2 protein-coding genes are annotated in these 836 nt (G+C 63.2%); both read right to left on the bottom strand.

Features of this window, described 5'->3' with window-relative positions; translation table 11 throughout:
• Positions 1-179: ATP-binding cassette domain-containing protein (locus tag EOA27_RS38470; RefSeq protein ID WP_127258962.1), on the bottom strand; the 179-nt coding region annotated here is incomplete at its 3' end.
• Positions 166-836 (bottom strand): branched-chain amino acid ABC transporter permease (locus EOA27_RS38465; RefSeq protein WP_145970905.1); only part of this gene is annotated, 671 nt, incomplete at its 5' end. The genes EOA27_RS38470 and EOA27_RS38465, both read right to left, overlap by 14 nt.

The following is an 836-nucleotide window of genomic DNA, read 5'->3' as shown; positions in this document are numbered from 1 at the left end:
ACCGTGCCGGCGGTCGCCGGGTGGACTCCGGTGACGACGTTGAACAAGGTCGTCTTGCCGGAGCCGTTGGGACCAACGATGCCGACAACCTGGTCGGTGTCGATGTCGAGATCGATGCCGTTGAGCGCGACGACACCGCCGAACTGCTTGCGCAACCCCCTCACCTCAAGCGCCGCCATTCGAGCCTCCGCCTTGCTTTTCGAACCCGCCGCGAACCACGCAGTAGACGTTCTTGATGCCGGCTCCGACTCCGCCCGGCAGCAGAAGGATCACCAGAAGCAGACAGACGCCATAGGCGATGCGGGAATCGACCGGATCGAGGTTCAGCACCTCGGGCAGGAAATTGACGACGACCGCGCCGATCAGCGGCCCGTAGAGATAGCGGGCGCCGCCCAGCATGACCATTAGCGCCAGGTAAAGGCTCGGGAAAGCGCCGAACAGGGTCGGCGAGATGTGGCGCAGGTAATAGAGTTGCAGCACCCCGGCCAGACCCGCGAACAGGCCCGAAACCATGAGCACGCCAAGCTTGTGCAGGTCGACATTGATGCCGACCGAACGCGCCAGCTGCTCGTTCTCGCGGATGGCCCGCAACGTCCGGCCGTAGCGCGAATTGCCGATGAGATAGGTCGCGGCGAGCGCCAGGAGGAGCGCCGCCAAGACCAGGTAATAATTGTTGGAGAGCTTGTCGAAATTGATGCCGGGCAAGGGCGTGACCGACCCGACATCGAGGCCGGTGGCGGATCCGGTGAAGGTGCCGCCATTGGTGAGCACGATGACGAACAGGGCGCAGAAGCAGAAGGTGATGATGATGTAATGTTGTCCGCCCACTCTCAGCG

It is taken from the genome of Mesorhizobium sp. M2A.F.Ca.ET.037.01.1.1, assembly GCF_003998075.1.
Taxonomy (GTDB): domain Bacteria; phylum Pseudomonadota; class Alphaproteobacteria; order Rhizobiales; family Rhizobiaceae; genus Mesorhizobium.
Note: the sequence above shows the minus strand (reverse complement) of the source record. Positions and strands in the feature narration are given on the sequence as shown.